The organism is Tessaracoccus sp. MC1627, from assembly GCF_014164725.1.
GTDB lineage: Bacteria > Actinomycetota > Actinomycetes > Propionibacteriales > Propionibacteriaceae > Arachnia.
In genome coordinates this window covers 977,904-1,001,495 of the sequence record NZ_JACJGA010000001.1, presented here as the reverse complement: position 1 = coordinate 1,001,495, position 23,592 = coordinate 977,904, and the positions used below count along the sequence as shown (strand labels likewise).

18 protein-coding genes and 1 tRNA gene are annotated in these 23,592 nt (G+C 69.5%); 12 read left to right on the top strand and 7 right to left on the bottom strand.

The window, feature by feature from the left end:
- Positions 1-37: 37 nt before the first annotated feature.
- The 6 genes from H5399_RS04545 to H5399_RS04520 all read left to right on the top strand — a co-directional run bounded on the left by H5399_RS04545 (position 38) and on the right by H5399_RS04520 (position 8,151).
- Positions 38-1,375, top strand: a complete 1,338-nt coding sequence (locus H5399_RS04545; RefSeq protein ID WP_182781794.1) for an ABC transporter substrate-binding protein — start codon at positions 38-40, stop codon at positions 1,373-1,375.
- 150 nt (positions 1,376-1,525) lie between these two features.
- Entirely contained in the window at positions 1,526-2,458 is a 933-nt protein-coding gene (locus H5399_RS04540) for a carbohydrate ABC transporter permease (RefSeq protein WP_182781793.1), read from the top strand.
- Between the two features lie 5 nt (positions 2,459-2,463).
- Positions 2,464-3,288: a carbohydrate ABC transporter permease gene (locus H5399_RS04535; protein ID WP_182781937.1), complete on the top strand. Its 825-nt coding sequence runs from the start codon at positions 2,464-2,466 to the stop codon at positions 3,286-3,288.
- 101 nt (positions 3,289-3,389) lie between these two features.
- On the top strand, positions 3,390-4,406 hold the full coding sequence (locus H5399_RS04530) for a LacI family DNA-binding transcriptional regulator (RefSeq protein WP_370585679.1): 1,017 nt from the start codon (positions 3,390-3,392) through the stop codon (positions 4,404-4,406).
- An 86-nt stretch (positions 4,407-4,492) separates the two neighbouring features.
- Positions 4,493-5,653 (top strand): L-rhamnose isomerase, encoded by a 1,161-nt coding sequence (gene rhaI, locus H5399_RS04525; protein ID WP_182781792.1) that lies wholly within the window; start codon positions 4,493-4,495, stop codon positions 5,651-5,653.
- Positions 5,653-8,151 carry an FGGY-family carbohydrate kinase gene (locus H5399_RS04520; protein WP_182781791.1) on the top strand — a complete coding sequence of 833 codons (2,499 nt, stop codon included), beginning with the start codon at positions 5,653-5,655 and terminating at the stop codon, positions 8,149-8,151. The genes rhaI and H5399_RS04520 overlap by 1 nt, the downstream gene beginning before the upstream one ends.
- Positions 8,152-8,182: 31 nt before the next feature.
- Here H5399_RS04520 and H5399_RS04515 read toward each other — a convergent pair whose 3' ends face one another.
- Both H5399_RS04515 and glmU read right to left on the bottom strand, forming a co-directional pair.
- Positions 8,183-9,157, bottom strand: a complete 975-nt coding sequence (locus H5399_RS04515; RefSeq protein WP_182781790.1) for a ribose-phosphate diphosphokinase — start codon at positions 9,155-9,157, stop codon at positions 8,183-8,185.
- Positions 9,158-9,162: 5 nt separating this feature from the next.
- Positions 9,163-10,644, bottom strand: coding sequence for a bifunctional UDP-N-acetylglucosamine diphosphorylase/glucosamine-1-phosphate N-acetyltransferase GlmU (gene glmU, locus H5399_RS04510; protein ID WP_182781789.1), 1,482 nt, complete (start codon positions 10,642-10,644; stop codon positions 9,163-9,165).
- A gap of 163 nt (positions 10,645-10,807) precedes the next feature.
- On the opposite strand from glmU, the gene H5399_RS04505 reads away from it, so the two are divergent.
- The 5 genes from H5399_RS04505 to H5399_RS04485 all read left to right on the top strand — a co-directional run bounded on the left by H5399_RS04505 (position 10,808) and on the right by H5399_RS04485 (position 19,211).
- Complete coding sequence (locus H5399_RS04505) at positions 10,808-12,889, top strand: glycoside hydrolase family 36 protein (RefSeq protein ID WP_370585678.1); 2,082 nt, start codon at positions 10,808-10,810, stop codon at positions 12,887-12,889.
- On the top strand, positions 12,882-13,904 hold the full coding sequence (locus H5399_RS04500) for a substrate-binding domain-containing protein (RefSeq protein ID WP_182781787.1): 1,023 nt from the start codon (positions 12,882-12,884) through the stop codon (positions 13,902-13,904). The genes H5399_RS04505 and H5399_RS04500 overlap by 8 nt, the downstream gene beginning before the upstream one ends.
- Positions 13,894-16,329, top strand: a complete 2,436-nt coding sequence (locus H5399_RS04495; RefSeq protein ID WP_182781786.1) for a hypothetical protein — start codon at positions 13,894-13,896, stop codon at positions 16,327-16,329. Before H5399_RS04500 ends, H5399_RS04495 begins: the two co-directional genes overlap by 11 nt.
- Before the next feature lie 185 nt (positions 16,330-16,514).
- Positions 16,515-17,609 carry a ScyD/ScyE family protein gene (locus H5399_RS04490; protein WP_182781785.1) on the top strand — a complete coding sequence of 365 codons (1,095 nt, stop codon included), beginning with the start codon at positions 16,515-16,517 and terminating at the stop codon, positions 17,607-17,609.
- 204 nt (positions 17,610-17,813) lie between these two features.
- The gene (locus tag H5399_RS04485; RefSeq protein WP_182781784.1) at positions 17,814-19,211 is read left to right on the top strand and encodes a hypothetical protein; all 1,398 of its coding nucleotides are present in this window, start codon (positions 17,814-17,816) and stop codon (positions 19,209-19,211) included.
- A gap of 167 nt (positions 19,212-19,378) precedes the next feature.
- Here H5399_RS04485 and H5399_RS04480 read toward each other — a convergent pair whose 3' ends face one another.
- Positions 19,379-19,879, bottom strand: coding sequence for a DUF427 domain-containing protein (locus H5399_RS04480; protein WP_182781783.1), 501 nt, complete (start codon positions 19,877-19,879; stop codon positions 19,379-19,381).
- A gap of 45 nt (positions 19,880-19,924) precedes the next feature.
- Positions 19,925-21,145, bottom strand: a complete 1,221-nt coding sequence (locus tag H5399_RS04475) for a Gfo/Idh/MocA family protein (RefSeq protein WP_182781782.1) — start codon at positions 21,143-21,145, stop codon at positions 19,925-19,927.
- 191 nt (positions 21,146-21,336) lie between these two features.
- On the opposite strand from H5399_RS04475, the gene H5399_RS04470 reads away from it, so the two are divergent.
- Positions 21,337-22,338 carry a LacI family DNA-binding transcriptional regulator gene (locus tag H5399_RS04470; protein WP_220490770.1) on the top strand — a complete coding sequence of 334 codons (1,002 nt, stop codon included), beginning with the start codon at positions 21,337-21,339 and terminating at the stop codon, positions 22,336-22,338.
- 361 nt (positions 22,339-22,699) lie between these two features.
- On the opposite strand, the gene H5399_RS04465 is transcribed toward H5399_RS04470, so the two are convergent.
- From H5399_RS04465 to H5399_RS04455, 3 genes are all read right to left on the bottom strand, one after another.
- Complete coding sequence (locus H5399_RS04465) at positions 22,700-22,957, bottom strand: Txe/YoeB family addiction module toxin (RefSeq protein ID WP_182781780.1); 258 nt, start codon at positions 22,955-22,957, stop codon at positions 22,700-22,702.
- Positions 22,954-23,199: a type II toxin-antitoxin system Phd/YefM family antitoxin gene (locus H5399_RS04460; protein WP_182781779.1), complete on the bottom strand. Its 246-nt coding sequence runs from the start codon at positions 23,197-23,199 to the stop codon at positions 22,954-22,956. The genes H5399_RS04465 and H5399_RS04460 overlap by 4 nt, the downstream gene beginning before the upstream one ends.
- A 232-nt stretch (positions 23,200-23,431) precedes the next feature.
- Positions 23,432-23,510, bottom strand: a tRNA-Gln gene (locus H5399_RS04455).
- Between the last annotated feature and the right edge of the window lie 82 nt (positions 23,511-23,592).

Sequence of the window (23,592 nt, the reverse complement as noted above, 5' to 3'; positions counted from 1 at the left end):
AACGTTTCATCTGATTGAGTCCAACGGAGGGCACTACATGAATCTCAAGAAGACCGGAATCGCCAGCATGGCGATCGTCGCGGCCGCAGCACTGGCCGCCTGCAGCCCCGGATCTCTCGGCTCCGCCGAAAGCGAAGCCCCCTCGGGGAGCGGCGCCCCTGCCGCTGAGGCCGTCGAAATCACCCTGCTCGTCGACAACTCCGAGACGTCCCTCAACACTGCCAACGCCATCGCCGAGGGCTTCAACGCGGCGCAGTCAGAGGTGGTCGTCGAGGTCGAGTCCCGCCCGCAGGGCGCCGACGGTGACAACATCGTCAAGACCCGCCTCGCCACCGACGAGATGAGCGACGTGTTCTGGTACAACTCCGGATCACTGCTCCAGGCACTGGACCCCACCACCACGCTGGTCGACCTCTCCGGCGAGGCCCTTGCCGAGCGTGTCGACGACACCTTCAAGACCGCCGTGAGCAGCGGCGACGCCATGTTCGGCGTCCCCGTCGGCCAGGCCATGGGCGGCGGCATCCTCTACAACAAGGCCGTCTACGCGGACCTCGGCCTCGAGGTCCCCACCACCTGGGACGAGTTCATGGCCAACAACGAGGCCATCAAGGCAGCCGGCATCGATCCCGTCATCCAGAGCTACGGCGACACCTGGACCTCGCAGCTGTTCATTCTGGCCGATTTCTACAACGTGACCGCGGTTGAGCCCGATTGGGCCGAGCAGTACACCGCCAACCAGGCCAAGTACGTCGACGAGCCCGCGCTCAAGGGATTCCAGCGGCTCCAAGAGGTCTACGAGGCCGGCTACGTGAACGAGGACTTCGCCACCGCGAAGCTGGATCAGGCGCTGAACCAGCTGGTGACCGGCTCCGGCGCGCACTACCCGATGCTCTCCTTCGTGATCAACACCTACGTCGGCCTGTCGGACGACGCCGCTGAGAACATCGGCTTCTTCGCCCAGCCGGGCGACGACGCGGCCAAGAACGGCCTCACCGCCTGGACCCCGGCCGGTCTCTACATCCCGAAGACCACCGAGGGCGATCAGCTCGAGGCGGCCAAGAAGTTCGTGGACTGGGTGGCCACCCCCGAGGCCTGCGACGCGCAGACCGCCGCGGTGACCCCCACCGGCCCGTACCTGGTCGAAGGCTGCGAACTCCCCGCCGACCTGCCGGCCGCAGTGGGAGATCTCCAGACCTACTTCGACAACGGCATGGCCAGCCCGGCTCTTGAGTTCCTGTCCCCCGTCAAGGGCCCGAACCTCGAGAAGATCACCGTCGAGGTCGGCTCCGGCATCCGCTCCGCCGCTGACGGCGCCCAGCTCTACGACCAGGACGTCGAGAAGCAGGCCCAGCAGCTGGGCCTCGAGGGCTGGTGATCCACCCCGGCCCGTGAGGGCCGGCACACACCCGCGGAGGGTGGGGGTCGTTCGCTCCTCCCCCACCCTCCTCCCTTGTCCCCGCGACACTGAAACCAGCGGCACCGCAGCCGCCCACGACGACGTGACCTTCAGCCATCAGGAGCCTCCATGTCCGCCATCCACTCCCCACCGCGCGCGGCTGCCGGGCCGCAGTCGGCCGCCAAACCTCGCATCTCCCCCGTGCACATCGACAAGAGCTACCCGCTGTGGTTCTTCCTACCGGGCGGCATCGTGTTCATCGCCCTCTTCATCGTCCCCACCGTCCTGTCCTTCTACTTCGCGTTCACCAGGTGGACGCTGTTCAAGGCCACGTTCGTCGGCTTCGACAACTTCGTCACCTTCTTCAGCGAGCCCGGCCTCGTCGGCGCGCTGATCAATACGCTCATCTACGCGTTCGTCACCTCGGGCGCCAAGGTGGTGCTGGGCATGCTGCTGGCCGTCATCCTGGTCCAGCAGATCTGGGCGCGCGGCTACCTGCGCTCGGTCACCTTCTTCCCGGTGCTGGTCTCGGCCGTCGGCGTGGGCCTCACGTTCCAGGTGCTGCTCAACCCCACGTCGGGCGTGGTCAACGCAGCCCTGGGCGTGGTCGGCATCGAGGGCCCCCGTTGGCTCGTCGACCCCAACATCGCGCTGCTCACCGTGGCCGCCATCGACGTCTGGAAGGGCATCGGCCTGGCCACACTGATCTACATCGCCGGCCTGGTGGCCATCCCCCAGGAGTACTACGAAGCCGCCAAGGTGGACGGCGCCAGCGCGTGGGACATCTTCCGCAGCATCATGCTGCCGCTCTCGTTCCCCGCCACCTCGACGGTGATCATCCTGTCGCTGATCGGCGGCCTGCGCTCCTTCGACCTCATCTGGACCACCACCCAGGGCGGTCCCGGCTTTGCCTCGGACGTCATCGCCTCGGTGATCTACAAGCAGTACCAGGCGGGCTTCTACGGCCTCTCCACCGCGGGCAACGTCATCCTCTTCATCGTCGTGACCGCGATCATCTACCCGCTCTCGCGGTGGCTCAACTCAAAGGAGGTGGCCCAGTGACCAGGATGAAGCCCATCGGCTACATCATCGGGATCATCGGGATCGCGCTCACCAGCGTCATCTTCCTGCTCCCCTTCGCCTTCATCCTGCTCACGGCCATGAAGCCGCAGAAGGAGGCCAACCTTCTGCAGTTCTCCTGGCCCGAGCAGATCGTGCTGTGGGAGAACATCGTCACGGTCATCCAGACCCGGGACTTCATGCTCATCATCGCGTTCATCAACTCCACCATCCTCACCGTGGCCAGCGTCACGCTGATGGTGATCTTCGGCGCGATGGTCGCCTACGTGCTGCAGCGTCGCAAGAGCTGGCTGAACCCGTGGATCAACGGTCTCGTGCTCGCCGGCCTCATCATCCCGCCCGCCGTCGTGCCCACCATCTGGGTGATGCAGACGCTCGGCATCTTCAAGACGCTGCCCGGCCTGATCCTCATCGAGGTGGCGTTCGGCCTGTCGTTCACCGTCCTCATGATGCGTGCGTTCATCGCCGGGATCCCCAAGGAGATCGACGAGGCGGCCATCGTCGACGGCGCCGGGCCGATGCGGCTGTTCTTCCAGGTGGTCCTCCCGCTGCTCCGGGGCGTCATCATCACCGTCGTGGTGGTGCAGTCGGTGTTCGTGTTCAACGACTTCCAGAACCCGCTCTACTTCCTCCCGGGGGACCAGAACGCCACGGTGCAGCTGACGCTGTTCAACTTCCAGAGCCAGTTCAACACGTCCTACAACCTGCTGTTCACCAACATCATGCTCATCACCATCCCGCCGCTGATCATGTACATCTTCTTCCAGCGCCAGATCGTGGCCGGGATGACATCGGGAGCGGTGAAGGGATGACCATCGCGACGGGGTCGTCGTCGCGGCGCCCTCGTCGTCCGCGGCCCGAGGGGGGTCGGCGCGTAAAGTATGCGCAGCCCCCCGAATCCGAACGGAGTCCGGTGAACCATCCGCGCCTCAGCATGCGTGACGTGGCCGAGATGGCGCGCGTGTCCATCGGCACCGTGTCCAACGTCATCAACAACCCCGAGCGGGTACTCCCGGCAACCCGTGAGCGCGTGGAGGAGGCTATCCGCCACCTTGGCTGGGCGCCCAATCAACAGGCTCAGGCGCTGCGGGCCGGGAAGAGCAAAGTAATCGGGCTGGCCGTGATGGACGTGGCCAACCCGTTCTTCGCCGACGTCCTGCGCGGCGCCCAGGGCAGGCTGGAGGAGGCGGGCTACGCGGCCACCATCGGTGACTCGGACAACCGCCCTGAGCGGGAGGCCTCCGCGCTGCGCTCGTTCCGGGACCAGCGGGTCCGGGGCGTGATCCTCGGGCCGATCGGCGCCACGCCACCAGAGGTCGACGCCCTGCTCCAGGCGCGCATCCCCACAGTGCTGGTGGACCGGGCCCACGGCGGGACAGGCTGCACCGTCGGCGTCGACGACGTGGCGGGCGGGCGGATCGCGGCCGAGCATCTCATCGCCCAGGGGCACACGGCGCTCGCCTTCGTCGGCGGCCCGTCGTCGCTGGCGCAGGTCAGGGATCGACGCGAGGGTGCCGAGTGGGCCGCGGCTGCGGCCGGCGTCAGCATTCTCGCGATCTCCGTCAACGCTCTTGACTTCGCGTCGGGCCGTGCGGCGGCGGAGCAGCTGGCGCTGCTGTCGGCCACGGAGCGCCCCACGGGGATCTTCTGCGCCAACGACATGATCGCGATCGGGCTCCTGCAGGGCCTGGTGGCGGCCAGGATCAGAGTCCCGCACGACGTGGCCATCGTCGGCTACGACGACATCGACTTCGCCGCCGCCGCGGCCGTGCCGCTGTCCTCCGTGGCGCAGCCGAGGCGCGAGCTCGGGTCCTCCGCGGCAGAACTCCTGCTGCAGGAGCTGGAGGACCAGGACCACGGCCGCCCGCACGAGCACCGCACGATCACCTTCACCCCCACCCTGGTAGCCCGGGCATCAAGCGTCTCGTAGTACCCCCGGCGTTGACCCCACACCCACAGAGTTGTATCGTTTCAATCAATCGCCTGAAACGATTAAAGCGCGAGGAGGCGCCCACCATGATCAGCACCATCAGCAAGCAACTCGAGGACCAGGTCATCGAGGTCCCGTCGTGGGCCTACGGCAACTCGGGCACCCGGTTCCGCGTGTTCGGCACCCCCGGCACCCCCCGAACCATCCAGGAGAAGCTGGCCGACGCCGCCCAGGTGAACCTGTACACCGGCCTGTCGCCGAAGGTCGCCCTGCACTACCCCTGGGACAAGGTCGAGGACTGGAGCGCGCTCAAGACCTACGCCGCCGATCTGGGCGTCGAGCTCGGCACGGTGAACTCCAACACGTTCCAGGACGAGGCCTACAAGTTCGGCAGCCTCGCCCACAACGACCCAAAGGTCCGCCAGATGGCGATCGACCACCACCTCGAGTGCCTGGGCATCATGACCGAGATCGGCTCGCAGGACCTCAAGATCTGGCTCGCGGACGGCTCCAACTACCCCGGCCAGGGCGACATCCGCCGTCGTCAGGACTGGTTGGCAGACTCCCTGGCCAAAATCTACAGCCAGCTCGGCGCGGAGCAGCGCCTGGTGCTGGAGTACAAGTTCTTCGAGCCGGCCTTCTACCACATGGACGTGCCGGACTGGGGCACCTCCTACGCGCACGTCAACGCGCTCGGCGACCGCGCGCTGGTCTGCCTCGACACGGGCCACCACGCGCCTGGCACCAACATCGAGTTCATCGTCGCCCAGCTGCTGCGCCTCGGGAAGCTCGGCTCGTTCGACTTCAACTCGCGCTTCTACGCCGACGACGATCTCGTGGTGGGCGCGGCCGATCCGTTCCAGCTGTTCCGCATCCTCTGGGAGGTGCGCCGCGGCGGCGGCCTCGACCCGGCCAACGGCGTGGCGTTCATGCTGGACCAGTGCCACAACGTCGAGGACAAGATCCCCGGCCAGATCCGCTCCGTGCTCAACGTCCAGGAGATGACGGCCCGCGTGCTGCTCGTCGACGCCGACGCCCTGCAGGACGCCCAGGACTCCAACGACGTCCTCGGCGCCAACGCCATCATGATGGACGCCTTCTACACCGACGTGCGGCCCATGCTGGCCGAGTGGCGCGAGTCGCGGGGGCTGGCCGGCGACCCCATGAAGGCGTTCGCCGATTCGGGCTACCTCGCCAAGATCGCTGAGGAGCGCGTGGGCGGGGCTCAGGCGGGCTGGGGAGCCTGATGCCGAAGCAGTCCGTCATCGCGGTGGACCTCGGCGCGACGAGTGGCCGGGTGGTGCTGGCCACGTTCGCCGAGGGTCGCGTCTCGCTGAACGAGGTGCACCGCTTCTCCACCGCCGCCCGCCAGACCGACGACGGGCTCCGGCTCGACGTGGTGGCGCTTTTGGACGAGATCCAGGCGGGCATCGGCCGCGCGATGGAGGCCGCCCCGGACGGGGTGGCCGCGCTCGGCATCGACTGCTGGGCCGTCGACTACGGGCTCATCGGCGATGACGGACTGCTCGAGCTCCCCTTCAACTACCGCGACCCCCGCACCGAGCGCGGCCGCGCCCTCGTGCGCGAGCGGATCAGCGAGGAGGAGCTGTACTCCCGCGTCGGCCTGCAGGACGTGCCGTTCAACACGGTCAACCAGTTGGCCGACGACGAGGCTGCCGGCCGGCTGGACCGCGCCACACGGTTCCTCCTCCTCCCCGACCTGCTCGGCTACTGGCTGACCGGCAAGGCGGTCGCGGAGCGCACCAACGCGTCGACCACCGCCCTGCTCGACCCCCTGACCGGCCAGTGGGACTGGGACCTGATCGAGCGCCTGGGCCTCCCCCGCCGGATCTTCGCCGACGTGGTCGAGCCGGGCGCCGTCGTCGGTCCGATCACGACGGGTCCGGCCGCCGGCGTGCCGCTGGTGGCCGTCGGCTCGCACGACACTGCCTCCGCCGTCGTCGGCGCACCGCTGGAGGCCGACGACGTGTTCATTTCGTCGGGCACCTGGTCCCTCGTCGGCATGGAGCTCGACGCGCCGATCCTGACCGAGGAGTCGCGGCAGGCCAACCTCACCAACGAGGGCGGCGTGGACGGCACCGTCCGCTACCTCAAGAACGTGATGGGGCTGTGGATCCTGTCCGAGGCGGTCCGCACCTGGGCGGCGTCCGGCCGCGAGTACGCGGTCCCGGACCTGGTGGAGGCCGCCCGCGCCGTCACCGACGCCCCGCACTTCGACGCCACCCACCCCAGCCTCCTCCCACCTGGCGACATGGTGAGCAGGGTCAAGGCGCTGGCCGGCGGCGACGGGCGGCTCGAGGACCCCGCTGTGTTCACGCGCGCCCTCATCGAGTCCCTGGCTGATGCCTACGCCGGCGTGATCTCCGAGCTCGCTGCGATCACCGGCCGCTCCCCGCGCCGCGTCGTCGTGGTGGGCGGGGGTAGCCAGAACAGGCTGCTCGCGCAGCGCACTGCCGACCGCACCGGCCTTCCCGTCTCGGCCGGCCCCGTCGAGGCCACCGCACTCGGCAACTGCCTGATCCAGGCCCGCTCCGTCGGCATCCTCTCCGGCTCCCTCTCAGACCTCAGAAAGACCGTGATGGCTTCCACCACCGTGACCCAGTACCTTCCCCGCCCCGAGCTCGAGCTCGCCGAGATCACCGCGCTGTCCCACGAGTTCGGCGCGAATCCCGCATTCACCCGCGCGGGCGGCGGCAACTCGTCGGCGAAGGCCGACGGCGTGCTGTGGATCAAGCCGAGCGGCGTCTCGCTGGCCTCGATCACCGCCGAGGACCTGGTGCCGCTGGACATGCAGGTGCTGCTGAATTCCCTCGACGCCCCGGACCCCGACCCGAGCCTTGGCGACCCGGTCAACCACATCGCCGGGCTCGCCCGCCGCGACGACGGCCCCCGCCGTCCGTCGGTGGAGATCCTGTTTCACGCGCTTATCCCGGACACCTACGTGTTCCACACGCACCCGCTGCTGATCAACGCCATCACCTGCAACGCCGACGGCGAGCACCTGACTGCCGAGATGTTCGGCAACGACGTGCTCTGGGTGTCCTACGTGGACCCCGGCCTTCCGCTTGCCCGCGAGATCGCGGCGCGGCGCGAGGACTTCACCTCACGCACCGGCCAGCCGGCGCCCAAGGCGACGTTCCTCATGAACCACGGCCTCATCGTCGCCGGCGACAACCCGGACGACGTGCGTGCCGAGAGCTATCGGATCCTTGCCAGGATCGAGGAGGCGGTGGCGTCGGCGTCCGCCGACGAGCCCTCGACTCCGTCCGGTGCGGACCTGGGCGCCGTCGCGGAGGCGTTCCGCGCGGCCCTGGGCGCGGTGGCTGTGGCAACCGACGAGGGCGGCATCGCCCGCAGCTTCCCGGCCACCGAGGCCGGTGCGCGGTTCCTCGTCGAGGGCCCGCTGATCCCGGACCAGATCGTCTACGCCGGTTCGTTTCCGCTCGTGGTGACCACTGCCGACGAGCTGCCGGGCGCGCTGGCCGCGTTCCGCGAGGCGCGCGGGGTGGACCCGGTGATCGTGGTGGTGCCCGGCGCCGGCGTGGCCGCGGTCGGCGACTCCGAGAAGTCCGCCACCACGGCGCTGCAGGTCTATGTCGACGCCCTGACCGTGGGCCGTGCCGCGACCGCACTGGGCCGCGTGCGGGCCCTCAACGAGGCGGAGCGCCGCTTCATCGAGACCTGGGAGGCCGAGGCGTACCGACAGCAGGTGGCCAAGGCCTGACGGCGCCCTCGCGGCGACGCGGCGGACGAAACTACGAGACGCCCCCGAAGAGCGAGGTGACCGAGCCGTCGAGGAACACCGCGTTGATGGCCTTGGCGATCAACGGAGCGATGGACAGCACCGTGAGGTTGTTGATGGGCTGCTCCGTGCGGATGGGCAGCGTGTTGGTGACGATGATCTCCGAGACGTTCGCGCCGTTGAGCCGCTCGACCGCGGGGCCGGAGAAAATGGCGTGCGTTGCGGCGGTGATCACCTTGGACGCACCCCGGTCATGCAGGGCCTGGGCTGCCTGCGCGATGGTGCCGGCCGTGTCGATCATGTCGTCGACCAGCAGGCACACCTTGCCCTCGACATCGCCCACCACCTCATGCACGGCCACGGTGTTGGCCTTGTCGTGGTCACGCCGCTTGTGGACGATGGCCAGCGGGGTGCCGAGCACGTCGGTCCACATGTCGGCCAGCCGCACCCGGCCGGCGTCGGGGGAGACCACGCACATGTTGCCCACGTCGTAGTTCTTCTTGACGTAGTCCGAGAGCACTGGCAGCCCCCACAGGTGGTCGACGGGGCCATCGAAGAAGCCCTGGATCTGGGCGGCGTGGAGGTCTACGGACATGATCCGGTTGGCGCCTGCAGCCTTGTACAGGTCCGCGACGAGCCGCGCCGAGATGGGCTCGCGGCCGAGGTGCTTCTTGTCCTGGCGCGCGTACGGGTAGAAGGGCGCCACCACCGTGATCCGCTTGGCGGAGGCCCGCTTGAGCGCGTCCACCATGATGAGCTGCTCCATCAGCCACTCGTTGACCGGCGCGGTGTGGGACTGGATGACGAAGGCGTCGCAGCCCCGCACGGACTCCTCGAAGCGCACGTAGATCTCGGAGTTGGCGTAAGTGAGCGCCCGCGTGGGCACGATCGGCTCGTCCATGAGGGTGGCCACCTCCTGCGCCAGCTCGGGATAGGCCCGCCCGCTGAAGAGCATGAGGTGCTTGTTGTTCTTGGCGATCTGCGACACGTCGATCAGGCCTTCTTCTTCGCTCGGGACTCCAGAACAGCAGGGTGGATGCTGCCGTCGTGCTCGGCCGCCGCGGCGGCCGCCTTCGAATCAGGGCGGCGATCGGCCGTCCAGCCGTCGATGTTGCGCTGCCTGCCACGCGCCAGCGCGAGGCTGCCGGCCGGCACGTCATCGGTGATCGTGGAGCCGGCGCCCACCAGGGCACCCGCCCCGATGTCGACGGGCGCGACGAGCACGGAGTTGGAGCCGACGAAGGCGCGCTTGCCGACGTGGGTCGTCGACTTGTAGACGCCGTCGTAGTTGGCGAAGATCGTGCCGGCTCCGATGTTGACGCCCTCGTCGATGACCGCGTCCCCGACGTAGGTGAGGTGCGGCACCTTGGCGCCGTCGCCGATCACCGCGTTCTTGGTCTCGACGAAGGTGCCGATCTTGCCGCCCTTGCCCAGTTCGGTGCCGGGCCTCAGGTACGCGAACGGGCCGACGGTGGCGTTCTCGCCGATCACGGCGAAGGACCCGTGCGTGCGGATCACCTCGGCGCCGGGGCCCACCTCGACGTCCATGAGTGTGGTGTCCGGGCCGATGATGGCGCCCTCCCCCACCGTCGTGGCCCCTTGGAGGATGACGCCGGGCATGAGCACGACGTCTCGGGCGAGGTCCACGTCCACGTCGATCCACGTGCTGGACGGGTCAACCATGGTGACCCCCGCCATCATCCACGCGTCGCGGATCCGGCGGTTCATTTCGAGGTTGATCCGGGCCAGTTGGACGCGGTCGTTGACTCCCTCGGTCTGCCACACGTCATCGATGAGGTGGGCGCCCACGCGCTGCGAGCGTGAGTGGGCGTAGGTGAGCACGTCGGTGAGGTACTGCTCGCCCTGGGCGTTGTCGGTGGTGAGTGAGGCGAGGCCCTCGCGGAGCGTGGCAGCGTCGAAGACATAGATGCCGGAGTTGATCTCGTCGATGGCGCGCTGCTCGTCGGTGGCGTCCTTGTGCTCAACGATCCCGGTCACCGCGTCCCCGTCGCGGATGATGCGGCCGTAGCCGGTGGGGTCCTCGACGCGCGCGGTCAGCACCGTGACCGAATGGTGATGGGCGCGGTGCACGGCCACCAACTGGCGGAGGGTGTCTCCCGTCAGCATCGGCACGTCCGCGTAGGTGACCACCACGTCGCCCTCCAGCTCACCGAGACCCGCGAGCCCGCAGGCGACGGCGTGCCCGGTGCCCAGCTGGTCGTCCTGGACCGCCGTGGTGACCGCCTCGGAGAGCTTCTCGAGGTGGTCAGAGACCTGTTCTCGCAGATGCCCCACCACCACGACGAGGTGAGCCGGGTTGAGCGCGGCGGCCGCGGAGACGGCGAAGCTCAGCATCGGCTTGCCCCCCACCTCATGGAGCAGCTTCGACTTGGCGGACTTCATGCGGGTCCCGCCGCCTGCGGCGAGGACGACTACGGCCGCGACGGGCGCGAGGTCGCTGTCAGTGGTGGACACGGGTGTTTCTCCTTCGGTCGCCGACCGCGAGCTCCCCCCGGGGCTCACCCGGTCAAAATACCAGCCCCGCGCCCGCCACTGCGCGGACTCCGGGCGGGCCGTCCTTGAAACCGTTATCAGAGATGTGGTTGACTGGCCGCGACCGCGCGACAAGGGAGTGACCGTGACCGAACTGACCTGGGGGCACGCTGGGCTGGCGCTGACCTTCACCACGGCGCCCGAAGGGCCGGTGGCACTGACCTCGGCAGGGGCTGACGGAGTGGAGGTCACCTCCGCCGAACCTGTCGGGCTCGTGCAGATCCTCACCACCACCTCGGGGCACGCGCTGGCCAGCACCCGCGTCGGCATGACAGCCCTGGGCGAGCGGCTGCGCTACCTCACGCATGAGGCGACCACGGACGGAGCCTGGCACCGTCTCCGCCTCACCCTCTCCGGCGACGGGATCCAGGCCGACGTGCTCCTGGCCTCCCCGGACGGCGTGGCCGCGTTCTCCTCCGAGGTCACCGTCACGGCCACCGGGGCGGCGCCGGTCTGCCTGCGGTCGGTCTCCTCCTGGGCCGCGCCTCTGGGCGTGCGCGACGCGGGCTCCTGGGAGTTCCACAGCGCCGCCAGCGACTGGCTGGCCGAGTCGCGGTGGAGCGCCCGCCCCTTCCGACCGGACCTGTTCCCGGCCATCGCGGCCCACCTCACCGGCGTCCGCCCGAGGGGCGCCGCGACACTCGTCTCCCGCGGCACCTGGTCCAGCGGAGAGCACGCCCCGGTGGCCGGCGCGGCCTCGGACTCCGACGGCGCGGCCTGGCTGTGGCAGGTGGAACACAACGGGCCGTGGCGGATCGAGGTGGGCGAGGAGCACGACGACTTCTCCGTGGCCCTGTCGGGCCCGACGGAGCTGGACCACGCCTGGTCCCTCGTCCTGGCCCCCGGCGAGTCCTTCACCACCGTCAAGGCCGCCGTCGCACTCGGCGCCACCCTCGACGACGCCGCCGCCGCGATGACCCGCTACCGACGAGCCGCACGACGGCCGCACCCGGACAACGAGCTCATGCCGGTGTGCTTCAACGACTACATGAATACGCTGGGCGGCGACCCCACCACCGACAAGCTCCTCCCCCTCATCGACGCCGCCGCGGAGGTGGGCGCGGAGGTGTTCTGCGTGGACGCCGGCTGGTACGACGACTCCGGCCACTGGTGGGACAGCGTCGGCGAGTGGCTGCCGTCCACCACCCGCTTCCCAGGGGGGCTCGACGAGGTGCTCGGCCGGATCCGCGGCCACGGCGTGACGCCCGGCCTCTGGCTCGAACCCGAGGTGATCGGCGTGCGCAGCCCGATGGCGGACCGACTCCCCGCGGAGGCGTTCCTGCAGCGGCACGGCCAGCCGATCGTCGAGCAGGACCGCTACCACCTGGACCTGCGTCACCCCGCGGCACGCGCCCACCTCGACGGCGTCGTCGACCGCCTGGTGAGCGACTTCGGCGTGGGCTTCTTCAAGCTGGATTACAACATCAACCCAGGTGCGGGCACGGACCACGCCTCCGACAGCGTCGGCCACGGCCTGCTGGAGCACTCGCGCGCCGTGCTGGCCTGGCTCGACGGCGTCCTCGACCGACACCCCGGGCTGATTCTGGAGAACTGCGGCTCCGGAGGAATGCGGGCGGACTTCGCCATGCTCAGCCGCCTTCAACTCCAGTCCACCTCGGACCAACAGGACTTCAGGCTCTACCCGCCGATCGCGGCGTCGGCGCCGATGCAGATGCTCCCCGAACAGGCCGCCAGCTGGGCCTATCCGCAGCACGGGATGGACCCGGAGGAGATCGCGTTCTGCCTGGTCACTGGGCTCGTCGGCCGCATCTATCTCTCCGGCTACCTCAACACCATGTCGGGTCCGGAGCTGGCGCTGGTGCGGGAGGCGGTGGACGTGGCCAAGGCTCTCCGCTCCGAGCTCCGGCACGCGCTCCCCTTCTGGCCGCTCGGGCTGCCAGCCTGGACGGACCCGGTGGTCGCCGTTGGACTCCGCACCGGAGACGACGCCCTCGTCGCGCTGTGGAAGCGGGAGGAGGCCGACGGCGTGGCGCTGCCGGTCCCCCACCTCACGGGCCGCCCCGTGACCGTCACGACCGTGTTTCCACAAGCCGCGGACGGCTGGGACCTGAGCTGGGACGCCACCTCCGGGACCCTCCACGCCGACACCGCCCTGACCACCAGCGCCCGCCTGATCCGGCTCACGCCCTCGGACCGCCGTGGCTGAGGCGACGGCCCAGCCCGCGACCATCAAGGACGTGGCCGCGCTGGCCGGGGTCTCGGTGCCGACGGTGTCGCGGTATCTCACCGGCGCCGCGCGGATCAGCGACGACAAGCGCGCCCGCGTCGCCGCCGCCGTCGCGGAGCTGAACTTCACGCCCAATCCCGCCGCCCGGGCGCTGGGTGGGCGGGCGCCCGGGGTGGTCGCGGTACTGGCGGGCAACACGTCGCGCTACGGCTACGCCGAGACCCTCCGCGGCATCGAGGAGGCGGCGCGGGCCGACGGCCACCTCGTCACCATCACCGCGCTCGACGGCGCCGGGGAGGCGGAGCTGGGCGCCGCCGTCGGCCTGGCGCTGTCCCAGCCCGTGGCCGGGGTGATCGTGCTGGCGTTCGAGCCCGCGGGCGTGGCGGCCCTGAACCGGCTGCCCTCAGGGGTGCCAGCCGTGGCCCTGTCCGGGGGTCGTTTCGACGGGAGGGCGCAGATCGTGATCGACGAGGACGCCGGCGCGTTCGCGCTGACCTCCCACCTCCTCTCCCTCGGACATCCGACGGTGCACCACGTGCGCGTCCCTTCCCCTGGGGGCGAGGGCGGCCGGACTGCGGGCTGGCGCCGGGCGCTGATCACGGCAGGCCGGCCGGTGCCCGCCATCATCGAGGCGGGTTGGGAGCCCGCCGAGGCGCGCCCCCTCGGCCGAGCGCTCGCCGGGCGCGACGAGGTGACGGCCGTGTTCTGCGGCAACGACGAGGTGGCCATGGGCGTGATCGCCGGCCTCCGGGACCGGGGCGTCAGGGTTCCGCGGGACGTGAGTGTCGCGGGGTTCGACGACCATCCCCTGGCGCAGCTGTGGAACCCGGCGCTCACCACCGTCGCGCAGGACTTCGCCGAGCTGGGCCGCCGCGGCTGGCAGCTCCTCCGCGACCGCGCCGTCGGAGAGTCCCTGATCACCCTCACCCCAGACCTCATCCTGCGCGCCAGCACCGCCGCACCCCGCCCCGGAAGGCCCGCCCGTGACCATTGACCGACTCCTCGTGGATTGCGCCTCCCCCGTGGGCTCCTTCCGCGGCGGGGCCTCCGGGACCCTGTACGGGCTGGGCGACGACGGCGTCCCCACCGCCGCGCTGCTCAACGGCGCCCACCTCACCAACACCAGCCAGAAGGCGCCGTTCGGGACGCAGCACCCCAGCGGCGACGCGCTCGCCGTCGAGGGCGCCTTCTTCGCCAAGCACGGCCGCGACATGTACATCTACATCCAGGACCACTACCCGGACTGGCCCTACCACGGCGGCCGGCGCCCCGGCGATGGCCCGGACGGCGCCTGGGCATTCCTCGAGGTGGTGGAACGGATCACCGAGGCCGTCGCCACCCGCTCGGCCCGGCCCCGCGACTACGTGCTGATCCCCTTCAACGAGCCCGACGGGGGCAACTGGTACCCGGAGTGGCCGGAGCATCGGGAGCAGTTCCTCGCCGACTGGCTGACAGTCGTCGGCGTCATCCGCGGGGTCTGGGCGCGTCACGGCCTCGGCGAGCCGAGGATCGGCGGGCCGGGCGACATGCAGTGGCAGCCGGAGCGCACCGCCGACTTCCTGGACTTCGCCGTCGTGCACGGCTGCCTGCCGGAGGTGTTCATCTGGCACGAGCTGGGCATCGACAACCTCGGCACCTACCGCGGCCACCTGCGCGAGTACCGCGCGATGGAGGCCGAGCGCGGGATCGAGCCCATCGACGTCAACATCACCGAGTACGGCATGCTCCGCGACATGGCCGTCCCCGGCCAGCTGATCCAGTGGCTCGCCATGTTCGAGGACACCAAGGTGGACGCCCAGATGGCCTACTGGAACTACGCGGGCAACCTGTCGGACAACACCGCCCGCGCCCACGGCGCCAACGGGGGCTGGTGGATGCTCAAGTGGTACGGCGACCTCGAGGGCTCGACGACGGTTGCCGTGACGCCGCCGGAGCCGGACGCGCCGGACACGCTGCAGGCGATCGCGGCCGTCGACGCGGCCAATGCGCGCGCCACGGTCCTGTTCGGCGGGACGGACCGGAAGGTGCTGCTGGAGGTCTCCGGGCTGGACCCGGCGTTGTTCGGTGGCCGCGTCGACGTCGAGGTGCGGGAGGCGGTGCTCACGGGGGTTGACGGTCTCCATGCGGCGCCGCGGTTGGTGTCGTCGGGTCGCGGGGTGCTCGTGGCCGACGGTGGGTTCAGCCTCACCGTCGCCCCGTACGACCGGCACTGCGCCTATCAGGCGCTCATCACCCCCGCCGCGGCCGGGGCGTCGGCCCCTGATCCGTGGTGCGCGACGGTGGAGGCGGAGGACACGATCCTCACGTCGGCCGAGGTGTCGCGGTACGATCCGAAGGCCGCGGAGGGCTGGCAGTTCCTGGCCTCGGGTGGCGCGGACGTGTCGTCGTTCCGGGAGGTCTCCTCGTCGGCCGCGTGGACGGTCGAGGTGCCCCGCGACGGGACATATCGCTTCCAGGCGATCGGCAGCGCCGCAGGCGAGCCCGGGCGGCACGCGCTGTTCGTCGACGGCATGTTCGCGGCCTTCGTCGAGTATCCGGCGAGCCTCGCGCTCAACGAGCGGTCGCGGGGGAAGTACCGCGGGAGCGCGGAGACGACGGTGCGGCTGGGCGCGGGGCGGCGCGAGTTGTCGCTGCGGACGAGCATCGACGTGGCCTCGCTGCTCCCAGGGGCCGAGGTGACGCTGGACCGGTTGGTGCTCATGGATGCCACCGACGGCGATCCCGCCACCTACCCGGCAAGCACGTTCAGGCTGTTCGACGGCGCCCAGCTGGAGTGGCCGACGGGGGGCGCCGGCGGGGCCAGGCTGGCTGGGGCCGGGCGGGCCGACGTGTACGCGTCGGCGTGGAAGTCTGGCTATCACGATCTGGCGGTGCGGATGGTCGACGACGGCGGGTGTGGGGTCTCGCTCCGGGTCAACGGCCAGGACGCCGGAAGCGTCGGTGTCGCGGCGGGAGCGGCAGCCGGCGTCGCCCGGGTGTTCCTGGCCCAGGGCATCAACGAGATCGAACTGAGCTGCCCGGGCGGGACCGCCCTGGTGCGGTCGCTGGTGGTGACGCGTACCGCTGACGTCGATGTGGTCCGGGTGCCCTGGCACGGGGGCGCCACCCTCCCCCGCGACGGGGCCCTGGCGGCGGCCGGCGAGTTCGTCGTGGTGGTCACCTACGCCAACGCCGAGCTGCAGGGACGCCACGACTACAACCCCCAGGTGGTGGACCGGCGGCTCGAGGTGTGGGAGGGCGAGCATCTGGCAGGCCACGCCCACTGCCGCTACACCTACTCCTGGGACGACTTTTGGGAGCGCGCCATCCCCGTGACTCTGACCACTGCCGACCAGCCCTTGAGTCTGCTCAATCCCACCGGCGAACCGCCGCTCATCCGGGAGGTGAGAGTCGCTCGTCTGAGGCACCCCAAGCAGTGATCCTCACGCAGATATGGGCGGCGACGGAACGAACGGTGTCCCGCTTCCCCGCTGACCGCCGCATACCCCACCTGGGTTGCGCCAGGACACCTTGACACCCGCCCGCCTCCCCACGAGCCTTCCCCTCAGGGGGCTTGACCAGGATGTCGTTCCGGCTCCCACCGTCACTGACCAGAGGAGCCTCGATGAAGACGCGCACGCTGGCGGCCGTACCTGCCGCCCTGATGATTCTCGCCTCCGCCTCACTCGCCCAGGCGGCCCCGCCTTCGGGCGATCCGACGACGCTGGCCGATGGGCTGATCGGCCCCCTGCACCTGTCGGTGGGTCCAGGCAAGGCGGTGACCGTCTCGGAGGAGTTCGCCGGCAGGCTCACCACCGTCGCCGGCGGCGACGCCACCACGCTCTATGAGGCGCCCGAGTGGGATGTCGCCGGCAGCGACTACCGCGGCAGCACCCTCTTCTTCGTGGAGAGCCAGGGCGCAGGCCCGATGGATCCGCGGCCGATGGCGGCCTCACTCAAGTCCATCGACTCCGACGGTGTGGTCACCACGATCACCGACCAGCTGGCCCAGCACGAGATCGACAACAACCCCGACCAGGACGTCCAGTACGGCCTGTCCGCCGAGGATGCTGCAGCCAACGAGGAGTGCGTGGCGGAACTGGGCGAAGAGGGCATTCCCGCCAGCTACACCGGCGCCGACGTTGAAGTCGACTCGCACGCCTACGCCGTGGCGGTGGCGGGCAACACGGCCTACGTCGCCGACGCGGGAGCCAACGCGGTCTTCTCGGTGAACCTCAGGTCAGGAGCGATCAGCACCCTGATGGTGCTGCCCGCCAGTATGGCAACCATCACCGAGGAGGCGGCCGAGGCCCTCAATGTGCCATCGTGCGCGGGTCTCAGCTACGGCTTCGAGGGGGTGCCCACGGACGTCGAGGTCGGCCCCGGCGGGCGGCTGTTCGTGTCGGCGCTGCCCGGGGGCCCCGAGGACGCGAGCCTCGGCGCTCGCGGCTCGGTGTACCGGGTGAACGCGGCGACGGGCGCGTACAGCCAGTACGCCGACGGCCTGATCACCCCCACTGGCATCGCGCTCGATGGCGCCGGCAACCTTTACATCGCCTCCCTCTTCGGCCCAGGAATCTTCATGGTCCCCGCCGGTGGTGGCGCCGCCGGCCTGTTCCTGGAGGCTGAGGGCGCCGCGAACGTCGAGGTCAGCGGGTCGACGCTCTACGCGACCGTCGGAGCCTTCGGCAACGGGACCCTGATCTCGCAACGCCTCTAGGGACCTGGGAGACCCGAATGGGGTCTGATCAGGCATTACTCGTCAATACTACGTTCGGTAGGAGTTGGTTGCCTGTTCGCCTCCTGTGATGATCGTGTTCACCTGGACCCGTTGGGATGACGGTGAACCACCTCGCAGATCCGACGCCCGCCTCCCAGGCGGAGACCGCCGGATGCGGGACCGATCACCACAGGAGGATTCCCCATGTCCCGACGTCACTTCAGCCTGGTCGCGGCCGCCGTCGCCGGCATCCTTGCGCTCACCGCGGTACCGATGGAGGCCAGCGCCACCACCACCGATCTCGACTACAAGGTCACCAGCCCCTACGCGGGTGTCGACTGGAGCTGGTACCAGTACAAGGCCGGCTTCCACAACCACACCACCGAGTCCGACGGCGGCAACACCGCCCGCCAGATGCTCGAGCAGGCCTACGCCCTCGGCTTCAACGTCTACTCCATGACGGATCACAACTTCGTCAACACCACCTGGGACCGCACCGACACAGCCAAGGCGATCGCGAATCCCGAGTACTACCTCACCACCGAGCGCATGATCGAGATGAACACCGGCGCCGACCGCGGCGGGCTGCCGGGCATGATCGGCACCGGACACTCCGACGAACAGTCGGTCAAGGACCACCTCAACACCTTCTGGACCGACTGGAACAACGGGAGCGACGCGACGCTCGAGTCGAAGATCGCCTACGTCGACGGGCTCACCGCGGCCGAGGGCGCGCTCGAGCCCATCATGCACATCAACCACCCCGGCCGGTACTACGGCGGGAGCAACACCGCCACCGGCGGGGCCGCCGCCACCGACCCCGTGAAGGTGGCCCGCTACGTCGGCCTGTTCGAGGCCTACCCGGACACGTTGGTGGGCATGGAGATCGTCAACAAGGTCTCCGACGGCGACTCCTATTCCGACCGGATCCTGTGGGACTCCGTGCTCCAGGAGACCATGCCTGAGCTCAACGTGCCCGGCTTCGCCAACGACGACGCCCACTCCACGGGCGCGCTCGGTTACGACTACAACCGGCTGCTCATGCCGGAGCTGACGGAGGCCGACGTCCACGCCACCATGCGCTCGGGCGCCTTCTACTCCACCGCCCTGGTGGCGAAGCGCGAGTTGGGCGCCAACTTCAGGGGTGACCGCACGCTGCCCGCCCCGACGATCACGAACATCGAGGTCGACGAGGTGGACGACACCATCACCATCGAGGGCACCCACTACACCTCGATCGAGTGGATCGCCGACGGCGAGGTGGTGGCCACCGGCAACACCGTGGATCTCGACGACGTCGCAGCCGGGGCGGACAACTACATCCGCGCGCAGCTCAAGGGCGACAACGGGATCTCGTTCACCAACGCGTTCGGACTCCAGGTGAACGCCTCCTCGAACAACGGCTCGTTCCTCTCCGACTCCGAGGCAGCCGTGGCAGCCCTCGCGACGATGGACCGCACGACGGCGCAGGTGAAGGTGACCCGGAAGTTCGGCGCCAAGCAGGGCGCAAAGCTCTTCGAGGTGGAGATCACCACCATCGTCGACGGCGAGCCCGAGACCACCCTGGTCAAGGTGGACGCCGTCTCCGGCGCGATCGCCTGATCTCCCGTCGGCGCCCCCGGGGACCCGTCTTCATGACCGGGCCCCCGGAGGCGTTGCCGTCGCCGGGGCCTTCGAGCTGGAGGTGGCGTGAGCTGATCCTCAGGTGAGATGACCCCAACCGGCCCGCGTGGAGTTCCCTCCCCGCGGGCCGGTCCAGTCTTGGGTGTTCACCAACCCATGGAGCCGGGCACGCCCTTGAACGGGCCGGTCACGGCCGAGGTGACCCAGCCCCCGTAGAACCCGCCCGGCTGGGGCGTCACCGTCTCCCCGCCCACCACGCAGGCATCCATCGGGCCGGCGTAGAGGGCAACGTGATCGAGGAGCGCGGCAAAGGGGGCCGTCGGCGTCGGGTAGTACCAGGCGGCCGACGGCGCCGTGCGACCACCGCCGTGCACGTCGAGGTAGCGGGCCGCGCCCTTCCACTCGCAGAACGATCGGCCGTCGGCCGGCCGCAGGGCGCCCTCCACGAAGCTCGTCCTGGGCAGGTAGTACGTCGGTGGGTGGCTGGTCTCCAGGACCTGCCAGGATTCCGACGTCCTACAGATGACCTCGCCGCCGAGCACTACCTCGATCGGCAGGGCGCACTTCCGCAGGGCCGGTGGGCGGGGGTAATCCCATACCGACTCCTGCCCGGGGCCGGTCCGGTCGGGACGTGGTCTGAACACCATGCCTCGACGATAGCTCGGGCGCTCAGACCGCCCCCGGGTGTTGGGTCAGTCCCAGCCTGGATCGGCCGGGCCGTCGCCGTGGTCCGGGATGGGGAGCCGTGCCCCGTTCTGGAGTGCGGACTCGAAGGCGATCACGCCGGGCAGGGTGAACCGGGCTGCGCGCCACGCGTTCACCGGGGGCTGAGTGCGGGTGGTCACGGCGCGGACGAAGTCGTCGGCGAGGTAGTGGTGGCTGCCCTCGTGGCCGTTGTGGGCGCCGTCGAACTCGCGCGGGAGCCGCGAGCGGTCCTGGACCTTGGCGCTGCCTGAGGCGAAGCTCTGCATGAGCGCGGGGTCGACGTCGCCGAAGCCCTCGGGCAGCTCGCCGGGGCCGGTGGCGAGGAGGTCGCTCACGTCGAGGGTCTCGCCCTTGGCGTAGTCCTCGCCCTCGGTCTTGACGCTCAGGGTGGCGCCGTCGCCGGACTGCTCGAAGACCTCCTCGGTGCCGTAGAAGCGGAATCGGGACTCGTGGCCCTTCCAGTAACCCACTCGGCGGAACTCGTTGGTGCGCATCGCGCCGCCGTCGGCGAGTTCGAACAGCGCGGTCATGTTGGAGAAGTCGTTGCCCCAGCGGGAGATGGACTTGTCGAAAATGCCGTCGGCGCCGTGGTCGACGATGCCGAGGCACGACACGGAGGTGGCGAAGGTGGGCAGCGCCCCGAGCACCCCACCGATGGCGTGGGTCGGGTAGAGCATGGGCGGGAAGCTCGCGGTGGGCTTCCAGTCCTCCCCGCCGCTGAACTGGTAGGCGGCGGAGAAGCCGTTGTCCATGTCGTGGACGTAGTCGCCCTCGGAGTAGAAGACGCGCCCGAAGGCCCCGTCGGCGATCCGCGTGCGGGCGTAGATCACGGCCGGGTTGTAGTAGCTGGTCTCCCCCATCATGTAGATCAGCCCGGTCTCCTCGACCTTGGCGACGATGGCAGCGATCTCCTCGGCGCTGATCGCCATCGGCACCGCGGAGTAGACGTTCTTGCCAGCCTCGAGCGCCTTGAGGGCCAACTCACCGTGGCTCCAGCGCTGCGTCATGATGGCGACCGAGTCGACGTCGGAGGCCAGCAGCGCGTCGGCGTCGGGGAAGCTGCCGGCCAGGCCGTACTGCTCGACGTGCTGCGCCGCCCGCTCGGGGACGAGGTCGGTCACGTAGACCTCCTCGACGGCGGGGTGCAGCTGCCAGAGGCTGATGAAACTCCGGGCGAACTGGCCGGTTCCGATGACACCGATCTTCATGAGGGTGCAGTCCTTTCGACTGAAGGCGTGGGGGTGTGGATGCGTGGGCCGCTGCGACGCGGTGCCCACAAAGTTACCCGGGTAACCATGTGTGACGCAACTTCCCTTAGGATGGCCTGGAACGCCAGCCCAGACAGGGAGGTTGACCGGTGACCTCGGAGCCCACCCCGCCCCGAAGCAGGCCGCGCGCCGTGACGCGGACAGATGTCGCGCGCTACGCGGGCGTCAGCACGGCGGTGGTCAGCCACGTCGTCAACGGCGGCCCGAAGAAGGTATCGGAGGCAACCGCGCGGCGGGTCCGTGAGGCGGTGGACCACCTGGGGTACCGCCCGAACCGGACCGCGCGCGCCCTGTCCCTGGGCAGCACCAGCACGCTGGGCCTGGTGGTGGGCGACACCACCAACCCGTTCTTCGCCGAGTACACCCGTGAGCTGCAGCAGGCAGCGGCCGAGCAGGGGTACGCGTTGTTGATGACCGCCGGCGGGCCCGGCCCGGACTCCGCCCTCCGCGCGATGCTCGACCTCTGCGACCGCCAGATCGACGGGCTGATCGTCGCCCGCGCCACCGCCATGGGCCGGCTGGACGAGCTGCGACGTCGGGGTGCGCGCCAACGGTTGGTGATCATCGACGCGGCCGCGCCGGTCGCCGGCTACGCCGCGGTCGGCCCGGACGCCGCCGACGGGATGGCCCAGGCGGTCGGGCACCTCCTGGGGGTGCACGGCCATGGCCGCGTCGCCTTGGTCATCGGCGAGAGCGTGGACCCCGACGCCGACCGCCGCGAGGCCGGATGGCAACGGGCACACGCCGATCAGGGCCGGACGCCCGGCCTGGTGTCACGAACCGGGTTCACCCGCGAGGGCGGCTACCGCGCCGGGCTCGAGCTCCTGAGCCGCGCGGACCGACCGAGCGCCGTCGTCACCAGCTCGGATCTGCAGGCGATCGGGCTCCTGACGGCCGCGGGAGAGCTTCGCCTGCGCGTCCCGGAGGACGTCGCCGTCGTGAGCTTCGACGGCACCGAGGAGACCCGGTTCACGTCTCCCCCGCTCACAACGGTGCGTCAACCTGTCGCGGTGATGGCCACCGAGGCGATCGATCTACTGGTCCACCGTCGCACCCCCGCCCATGAGACGTTTCCCATGGACCTCGTCGTCCGCCGCTCCTGCGGCTGCCCACATCCCCTAAGGCCGACCTAGTCTGGGGTCATGCCCCTCGATGATGATGATCGACGGTTCCTTGCCCGCGCCGTGGACCTCGCTGAGCAGGCCCTCTCCGCCGGCGATGAGCCGTTCGGGTCACTCTTGGTCTCACCCGGCGGGGAGTTGTTGTTCGAGGACCAGGAGCATTCACATCCTGTATGCGTTCCTCACCCTCCCGATATGACTGTGCACATCGCGGCAAAGGCGGATGCTCGGGGGCCCGTCAGGCTACGCGGGTTGCAAGGTCGTCGAGTTCTGACTATCTCGCGAACCCGACCAAATCGGACTCCTCACAGCGGAGGGCAGCTGGACAAGCAAACGCGAGAAACGTCCGCTCGGTCGGCGGCAGATGAGTTGGTCAGCTGTAGTGGAAGCGTGCCTGCAGGATGATCAGGTCGTCGCCGTCGACCAGGTACACCAGGCGGTGCTCCTCGGTGATCCGTCGGGACCAGGCACCCGCCAGCATATGTCGCAGTGGTTCGGGCTTACCGATTCCGCTGACGGGGTCGCGCATCGCGTCGTCGATGAGGCGGTTGAGCCGTTTGAGTGTCTGCCGGTCGGCTGCCGACCAGTACGCGTAGTCCGACCACCCGTTCGGCGTGAAGACCAGCCTCATCGAATGAGGTCGTGCTCGTCGCGCTGCCCCGCATGCGCCTGGGCAAGGCTTTCGAGCAGGTGTCGTGCGTTGGCGGGCACCCGCAGGAGGTGAGCAGTCTCCTCGAGCGCGTCGTAGTCAGCTCGGGACATGAGCACTGCATCACCCCGCCGGGAAGTGATCTCGACCGGCGTGCGGTCTTCGTTGACCTGCTCGATCAGCGGGAACAGGTTCTTGCGAGCTTCACTTGCGGTGACAGCCATGGCTACCCCTCCTCCATTGGTACTACTTCTTGTACCAGTATGGCATCGAGGTCAACGATAACCAACCACCCGACCATCAAGCATGAGCGCGCGACAAGTCAGGACCTGCGCCGCTCTCCGATCACCCACGCCAGAGATCGCGATGAGCACACGCGGATGCCGTGCGCCTCAGACCTGTTCGGCCACTGCCACGACCACGGTCCAGGCAACTGTCGCACCCCACTGGCCATCGCTCCCCGGGCAGGAGTCGAACCTGCTGCGCTAATCCTGATTCAAAGTCAGGCGGGCCCTACCGAAAGACCAACCGGGGAACGGCCCCGGAGGGCCTTGACAGAGTCTATACAGCCGCAGCCTGGGCGACCACCCGCCGTCAACACACGGGCTCCGCCCCGC

Excerpts from the sequence above, each read along its gene's own strand:
- H5399_RS04535 (WP_182781937.1), top strand. The coding sequence starts at position 2,464 with ATGAAGCCCATCGGCTACATCATCGGGATCATCGGGATCGCGCTCACC.
- H5399_RS04545 (WP_182781794.1), top strand. The coding sequence starts at position 38 with ATGAATCTCAAGAAGACCGGAATCGCCAGCATGGCGATCGTCGCGGCC.
- rhaI (WP_182781792.1), top strand. The coding sequence starts at position 4,493 with ATGATCAGCACCATCAGCAAGCAACTCGAGGACCAGGTCATCGAGGTC.
- H5399_RS04460 (WP_182781779.1), bottom strand. The coding sequence starts at position 23,199 with ATGGCTGTCACCGCAAGTGAAGCTCGCAAGAACCTGTTCCCGCTGATC.
- H5399_RS04485 (WP_182781784.1), top strand. The coding sequence starts at position 17,814 with ATGTCCCGACGTCACTTCAGCCTGGTCGCGGCCGCCGTCGCCGGCATC.
- H5399_RS04480 (WP_182781783.1), bottom strand. The coding sequence starts at position 19,879 with ATGGTGTTCAGACCACGTCCCGACCGGACCGGCCCCGGGCAGGAGTCG.
- H5399_RS04540 (WP_182781793.1), top strand. The coding sequence starts at position 1,526 with ATGTCCGCCATCCACTCCCCACCGCGCGCGGCTGCCGGGCCGCAGTCG.
- H5399_RS04465 (WP_182781780.1), bottom strand. The coding sequence starts at position 22,957 with ATGAGGCTGGTCTTCACGCCGAACGGGTGGTCGGACTACGCGTACTGG.
- H5399_RS04520 (WP_182781791.1), top strand. The coding sequence starts at position 5,653 with ATGCCGAAGCAGTCCGTCATCGCGGTGGACCTCGGCGCGACGAGTGGC.
- H5399_RS04490 (WP_182781785.1), top strand. The coding sequence starts at position 16,515 with ATGAAGACGCGCACGCTGGCGGCCGTACCTGCCGCCCTGATGATTCTC.
- H5399_RS04475 (WP_182781782.1), bottom strand. The coding sequence starts at position 21,145 with ATGAAGATCGGTGTCATCGGAACCGGCCAGTTCGCCCGGAGTTTCATC.